Raw genomic sequence first — 6,636 nt, 5'->3', positions numbered from 1 at the left:
CTGCTCGACGGCGGCGCGCTCGTCACCTCCCACGAATGGGGCTACGCCAGCGGGCAGCTTGCAGGGCGTGAGCCGATCGCGTTTCAGCGCGCCCGCGTGATGGGCGGCTGCTCCGCTCACAACGGCTGCGTCGTCGCAGTCGGGTGTCCGGAGGACTACGACCGCTGGGCTGCACTCACGGGCGACGGCCGCTGGAGCTCCGTCTCGGTGCGGCCTGCACTGACACGGGCGCTCGAGCGGATGCGCGTGCGGACGTACGGGGAGGACGAGGTGGGGCCGTTCCATGGCGCGTGCCTCGCCGCCGCCGCGTTCCTCGGGGTTCCTCGGGCGGACGACCTCGACGACCTCGACGGCGGCGTCGGCTTCGGGACCGAGTCGGTCAACATCGAAGCCGGCGTTCGGTTCAACGCCTCGTTTGCATACGTCGATCCGGCGCGGGACGGTGACAACCTGACGATCCTCGACCGGGCGATCTGTGACCGGCTCAGGCAGACCGACACGGGCGTCGAGGTGACGGTGCAGCGCGACGGCGAGGAGGTGCGCATCGAGGCAGGCAGGATCGTGCTCGCCGCCGGGGCCTACGGCACGCCTGCGATCCTCGAGCGCTCGGGAGTCGGCGACCCTGCCCTCCTGCGCTCGGCCGGAATCGAGCCGCTCGTCGACCTGCCGGGCGTCGGGCGCAACCTGCACGACCATCCTCTCGCCGAGGTCGAATTCGCAGGTTCGGCGCGGCTGCGGAGCCTGCTGTCGGAGTCGGCCGCCGTCCGCTTCACGCCGGAAGAGCAGACGCTCGGCAAGCTCCGCTCGAGCCGCGCGAGCGGTCCGTACGACCTTCACGTCTTCCCGGTCGCGGCCAACGAGCACAGCCTCCTCGCCGGGCGGGTGGCTCTCGCCGTCGCTGCGATGGAGCCGCTCTCGCGCGGTTCGCTCCATGTCACCGGACCCGACCCCGAGGCCGCTCCGCGAATCGATCACGGCTACCTCACGGACGATGGCGGCGCAGACCTGGCCGTGATCGAGGAGGGGATCGAGTGGGCACGAGAGCTTGCGGCCGCCGAGCCTTTACGCGAGTTGATCGGCCGGGAGATTACCCCGAGCCTCGATCGCAGGGTCTCCGCCTACCACGCCCACTACTTCCATCCGGTCGGGACGTGCGCGATGGGGGACATGGCGGCTGCGCTCGCGGTCTGCGACGGCGAGGGTCGCGTGTTCGGCCTCGACGGTGTGTACGTCGCGGACTGCTCGCTGATGCCGGTGGTGCCACGCGCGAACACGAACCTCCCGGCCGTGCTCGTGGGCGAGGTCATCGCCGATGCGCTCCTCGCCTGAGGCGCTGATCGTTTGATCTCTGGCACCGCTGAGCCGCCGCGGTTATCGTGACCGCATGACTGTCGTCTACATCCTGATCGCGATCGTCGTCGTCCTGCTCGTCTTCGTCGTCGTGCTCTACAACCGGATGGTTCGCCTGCGCAACGAGGTCGACACCGGCTGGGCCAACATCGACGTGCAGTTGAAGCGCCGGAACGACCTGATTCCGAACATCGTCGAGGCGGTCAAGGGCTACGCGGCGCACGAGCGTGGCACGTTCGAAGCGGTGACGAAGGCGCGCGCGGCCGTCGCCGGCGCGCAGGGCCCGGCCGCAGCGGGCGAGGCAGACAACCTCCTTACCGCAGCCCTCGGCAAGCTGTTCGCGGTCGCCGAGGCGTACCCGGATCTGAAGGCGAGCGAGAACTTTCTCCAGCTCCAGAACGAGCTCTCGGCGACGGAGGACAAGATCGCCGCGGCACGGCGCTACTACAACGCCACGGTTTTGCGGTTCAACAACTCGATCCAGACGTTCCCGGCCGTGCTGCTCGCGGGCGTCTTCGGCTTCGTCAAGCGTGAGTTCTTCGCGGCCGAGGCCGGCGATCGCGAGCTTCCGGAGGTCAGCTTCCAGCCGTGACCCTGCAGCAGCAGATCAGGGCCAACCGTTTCCGCACCGTCCTCGTCCTCGCCGCCTTCGGCCTTCTGGTCATTGCGCTCGGCGGAGCAGCCTACGCTCTCGGTGGCTCCGGGATGGGGGTACTCGTCCTGCTCGTGGGCGCCGTCTACGGCGTCTTTGCGTACGTCTCGAGCGGGTCGATGGTCGCGAAGCTCACGGGTGCCCACCCGGTCACGCGTGAGGAGTGGCCCGAGGTCTATCACCTCATCGACACCGTCTCGATCGCGGCCGGGATGGAGGCAGCGCCACCGCTCTACGTCGTCAACGACCCTGCCCCGAACGCCTTTGCCGCCGGCCGCGTTCCCGCGAAGAGCTACGTCGTTGTCACGAGCGGCCTGCTCGAGTCGATGAGCAAGCGTGAGCTCGAGGGCGTTCTTGCCCACGAGGTCTCGCACATCCGCAACCGCGACGTCCGCCTGATGACGCTCGCAGCGGTGCTCGTCGGAGTCGTCGCGCTCGTCAGCGATCTGCTTGCCCGAATGCTCTACTTCGGCGGCGGCCGCCGCAGGGGCGGAGACAGCGGGCAGGGCTGGATCTTCCTCGTCCTCGCGATCGTCACGATCCTGCTCGCGCCCCTCGCGGCCGTGATGGTGCAGATGGCGCTGTCGCGTAGGCGTGAGTATCTTGCCGACGCTTCGGCCGCCGAGATCACGAACGACCCGGAAGGGCTCGCTCTGGCGCTGCGCCGCCTCGAGCTCGACCACCGTGAGATCCAGCACGTCACATCGGCCACCGCCCACCTCTACATCGAGACGCCCCTGCGCAACGCCACCGGACCGGCCAAGATCGTCGCAGGGCTCTTCAACACGCATCCACCGCTCGCTGCCAGGATCGGAGTACTCGAGGAGGCGGGCGGCTTCCGGCTGCCGGATGACCTCCCCGTAGCGCCCGACCTCGAGATGCCGACCGCGTAAGGGCGATCATCCTCACGCGTCGGGGCGGCGATGCGCCCGAGGATTTCGCCGCTCGTGGCTCGAGGAGCACACCGGCAGGTTGAAGCCTCGCTCGACCTGGAGCTGCGTGATCAGCCCGGATGGCGATTGTCTTGTCACGTACGAGCGCCGTGGCTCACTGCGTGCGCCCTCCACGCCGCCAAGCGATGAGGACGCGGGTCGACCGCACAGCTACGACGGAGACCGCCGTCAAGTGCTGTCAGCCCGTCGCCGACCGGACGCCAGAGCCGCTCCTCGAGCATCGACCTGATCTCGACGGGAAGGTGGCGGTCGAGAGGAGAGATCGTCGGTTCGAGCATCGGGCTGAAGATATCGCAGTCGGTAGGCTCGGCTCGATCGAGGCGACAGGAGGCGAGATGCAGGTACGCAAGGTGATCGTGCAGCGCGAGGAGACCCGAGGTGCGGTCGGCCGAGAGCTTGCCATGCCGACCGTGAAGGTCGTCGTCGCAGCGGTGATCGCGAACCCGCTCGCGGGTGGGTTCAGCCAGGATCTGACCCAACTCGAGGAGATCGGCGCAGAGGTCGCAGCGCTCCTCGTCGAGGAGGCGCTGCGCGCTGCCGGGGACAGGGCGGGAGAGGTGAGCTCGTACGGCAAGGGCGCGATCGTCGGCCTCGACGGCGAGCTCGAGCACGCTGCGGCGCTCATCCACCCACGCTTTGGAGCGCCGGTGCGGGCGGCGATCGGCGGCGGGCAGGCGATCATCCCGTCGACGAAGAAGGTCGACGGCGCGGGGGCGGCGATCACGATGCCGCTGACGAACAAAGACGACATCTGGAGCTTCGACGAGATGGATGCCGCGGAGATCGCGGTGCCGGGTGCGCCCCGGTCGGACGAGATCCTCGTCTGTCTCGCGCTCGGCGTCGGCGGACGACCGCACGCACGCACGAAGAAGCCGGCCTGATCATGAAGGCGATCATTCTGCTCACCCGACGCGAGGGCGATACGGCCGAGGACTTCCGTCGCTGGTGGCTCGAGGAGCACGCGCCGCTCGCCCGTCGGTTACCGGGCTTGCGCAAGCTCGTGTTCAACGTCGTCGAGGGCGACGCGGCCCACGACGGGGTCGCAGAGCTCTGGTTCGACTCCACCGAGGAGTTCGAGGCCGCGTATGCGAGTGAGTTGGGTCAGCGAGTCGCGGCCGACTCGATCGCAAACGTGGCGGGTCGCGTACGGCTGCTCGTCGACGAACGGCCGCAGCTCGGCTGACGCATCTCACGCGTCTCTACAAAGCGCTGTCAGAACGGTAGGCATGGGATGAGATGGCGCCGCCTCGTCGGCGTGCACGCGTGGACGATCGCCGCGCCACCTCAGCCCGACCTGTGGCTTTCAGCCAGCCGCTGCTGCCAGGCGGGCAGCGAGGTTCCGGAGCAACGCGAGCGCGAACGACGGCTCGGATTCGAGCAGTGCATCGAAGTCCGACCGCGGGAGCGACAGGCAGCGTACGGCCGTCCTCGCGCGAACGCGTCCGACACGCCCCCCATCGGGAAGGAGGAGAGCGAGCTCGCCCACGAAGTCGGGTGCGGTCACTTCGATCTGTCCTCCGCGAAGCTCGACGCTCACGCTCCCGTCGAGCAGGACGAACATCCCGGAGCCGACGTCGCCGGGCAGAGTGAGGATCTGGCCTGGTTCAGCCGTCACTTCCGTCGCCCCGGCGCCTACGCGTGCGAGACCCTCCTCGGAGAGGTCGGCAAACAGCGGAATGTCGCGCAGGGAGGGAATGGACACCGGTTTCTTCATATCACGGAAACAGAGCCTCCACCGAGTGGCGTGGAGCGCGATAGGCGAATCTGCCCCGAACGCAGGAGCGTCAGAGGCTTGTTTTGTCGCCCTCGACGGCCCTGGCGAAGGCTGAAAGTCGCAGGGCTAGAGGAACTCGGGCGGCGGTGGCGGTTCGTGATCGACCCAGATCTCGGCGTCGAACTCCTGGCTCACGATTTCCTCCGCGGTCGGGGTGTGCTTGACCACGTGCCACGGCCCGTCATGGCCGGGAATCGAGACCTGGTTTCCGCGAGTCGCGGGATCGCCTTCGACCTCGAGGACGGCCTCCGTGCCATCGGGAAAATGACAAACGCATTTCATGCTGACCTTCTCTTACCCCGCCTGGGGCCGGCGTAACCCTCGTCCGCCGCATCGAGCTCTCACGACGGAAGGGGCGGCGTGATCGCGGCCCAACCGGTGCCTCTTCGCACTCGCCCGCATCGCGAGTACCTGGAGTCTCGCAAGGTTTAGGCCCCGCTCGCTCTCGTAGAACCAGGGTGCTGCGGCACCTACCGCGACAAGACGCCGGTTGACGGTCGTACTGTCACTGGAGCGAGCGCACGCACCTGGCAATCAGGCTCGGGTTCGGCGGACCGGACGAGCTCGTGGGGATCCAGCTGTTCGAACGCATGGACGACCGCCGGGTCGAACTGGTGGCCGCTGAGACGGCGGATTTCGGCCGCGGCGTCCTCGACGCTCCATGCAGGCTTGTAGGGACGTTCGTCGCAGAGTGAGTCGAAGACGTCTGCGAGGGCGACGATGCGTCCGCTGAAGGGGATCTGATCGCCTCGGAGGCCGGCCGGGTAGCCGTTGCCGTCCCACCGTTCATGGTGGGTGAGCGCGATCTCTGCGGCGAGTGACAGCACGTCGGAGGTGCTGCCAGAGAGGATCTCATGGCCGACGGTTGTGTGGGTGCGCATCTGGTGCCATTGCTCGGGAGTGAGTTTTCCGCGCTTGAGCAGGATCGTGTCGGAGACCGCGAGCTTGCCGATGTCGTGCAAGGGTGCTGCCTGGCGGAGCCTCGCCACCTCGAGCGGGGTGAGGCCCAGCAGTTCGCCCAGCTGAGCGGCGGTATTGCCGACCCGTGCTGCGTGCGCAAACGTCTGGTCGTCGCGGTACTCGGCTGCGAGCGCGAGCTTGCTCAGCGTCTCGAGGCGGGCATCGTCGAGCTCGCGGGCGAGCTGTTGCAGTTGCGCGCTTCGCTCACCGACGGTCTGCTGCAGGAACGTCTTGTAATCCTGCTCCGCCTCGTCCCATCGTTTCTGTTCGGTGATGTCCCGTACAACGGCGATGAACAGCCTGGCACCGCGGTGGGAGACCTCGCCGACCGTGCACTCGAGAGGAAAGATGGAGCCGTCTTTTCGGCGGTCCCGCAGCTCACGCCGGACGCCGATCACCCCGTCTTCTCCTGTGCGCAGGTAGCGGGCGAGAAGGCCTTCATGCCCGGTGTCCGCCATCACGATCTGTGCGCTTCTCCCGACAACTTCGTCGCGTCGGTAGCCGAAGATACGTTCGCTGGATGTGTTGAACCGCACGATGGTGCCGCTCTCGTCAATGGTGATGAGTCCGTCGGTGACGGCTTCGGCGACGAGGTTGAGTCGCACATTGCTTCCCCTCGCGTCCTCCAGTGCGACCTCGAGCTCACGAGCCTTCAGCTGCTCTTGCTCCTCTGCTTGCACACGCTCGGTTACATCGCGCGCGAACGACACGAGCGTCCCCGTCTCCTCGTCGACGCGTGAGGTCCATTCGAGCCACCTGTATCCGCCGGCCTTCGTGCGATGGCGGTTGACGGCATTGACGACGTCTCCACCCGTTCCCACCTGTTCTGCCAGATCTGCCAGCGTTCGCGCGCGATCGTCCGGATGAACGAAATCGACGAACGGTCGTCCCGTCAGCTCGTTTGCAGAAAAACCGAGCAAGTTCGTGAACGCAGGATTGACGGAGAG

The 6,636-nt window shown here is 67.4% G+C and carries 8 protein-coding genes; 5 read left to right on the top strand and 3 right to left on the bottom strand.

Annotation, left to right across the window (positions count from 1 at the left end):
- The 5 genes from ABIR74_RS12485 to ABIR74_RS12465 all read left to right on the top strand — a co-directional run.
- On the top strand, positions 1-1,329 hold a 1,329-nt coding region (locus ABIR74_RS12485), incomplete at its 5' end, for a GMC family oxidoreductase (protein ID WP_348178607.1).
- A 55-nt stretch (positions 1,330-1,384) separates the two neighbouring features.
- A complete protein-coding gene (locus tag ABIR74_RS12480) occupies positions 1,385-1,942 on the top strand; it encodes a LemA family protein (RefSeq protein ID WP_348178605.1) in 558 nt (185 codons plus the stop codon).
- Entirely contained in the window at positions 1,939-2,895 is a 957-nt protein-coding gene (locus ABIR74_RS12475) for a M48 family metalloprotease (protein WP_348178603.1), read from the top strand. Before ABIR74_RS12480 ends, ABIR74_RS12475 begins: the two co-directional genes overlap by 4 nt.
- Positions 2,896-3,080: 185 nt before the next feature.
- Positions 3,081-3,836, top strand: coding sequence for an amino acid synthesis family protein (locus ABIR74_RS12470; RefSeq protein WP_348178601.1), 756 nt, complete (start codon positions 3,081-3,083; stop codon positions 3,834-3,836).
- Between the two features lie 2 nt (positions 3,837-3,838).
- Positions 3,839-4,138: an EthD family reductase gene (locus ABIR74_RS12465; protein ID WP_348178599.1), complete on the top strand. Its 300-nt coding sequence runs from the start codon at positions 3,839-3,841 to the stop codon at positions 4,136-4,138.
- A gap of 120 nt (positions 4,139-4,258) precedes the next feature.
- On the opposite strand, the gene ABIR74_RS12460 is transcribed toward ABIR74_RS12465, so the two are convergent.
- From ABIR74_RS12460 to ABIR74_RS12450, 3 genes are all read right to left on the bottom strand, one after another.
- A complete protein-coding gene (locus ABIR74_RS12460) occupies positions 4,259-4,657 on the bottom strand; it encodes a cyclic nucleotide-binding domain-containing protein (RefSeq protein ID WP_348178597.1) in 399 nt (132 codons plus the stop codon).
- A gap of 138 nt (positions 4,658-4,795) precedes the next feature.
- Positions 4,796-5,011: a hypothetical protein gene (locus tag ABIR74_RS12455; RefSeq protein WP_348178595.1), complete on the bottom strand. Its 216-nt coding sequence runs from the start codon at positions 5,009-5,011 to the stop codon at positions 4,796-4,798.
- 188 nt (positions 5,012-5,199) lie between these two features.
- Positions 5,200-6,636, bottom strand: a 1,437-nt coding sequence (locus ABIR74_RS12450) for a PAS domain S-box protein (protein WP_348178593.1), incomplete at its 5' end; no start/stop codon positions are given.

It is taken from the genome of Gaiella sp. (genome assembly GCF_039915195.1).
GTDB lineage: Bacteria > Actinomycetota > Thermoleophilia > Gaiellales > Gaiellaceae > Gaiella.
The sequence above is the reverse complement of the archived record's forward strand: the minus strand, read 5'-3'. Positions and strand labels throughout refer to the sequence as shown.

Bases quoted from the DNA above. Each gene is read 5' to 3' on its own strand.
- ABIR74_RS12470 (WP_348178601.1), top strand. From the start codon at position 3,081: ATGAGGACGCGGGTCGACCGCACAGCTACGACGGAGACCGCCGTCAAG.
- ABIR74_RS12465 (WP_348178599.1), top strand. From the start codon at position 3,839: ATGAAGGCGATCATTCTGCTCACCCGACGCGAGGGCGATACGGCCGAG.
- ABIR74_RS12455 (WP_348178595.1), bottom strand. From the start codon at position 5,011: ATGAAATGCGTTTGTCATTTTCCCGATGGCACGGAGGCCGTCCTCGAG.
- ABIR74_RS12480 (WP_348178605.1), top strand. From the start codon at position 1,385: ATGACTGTCGTCTACATCCTGATCGCGATCGTCGTCGTCCTGCTCGTC.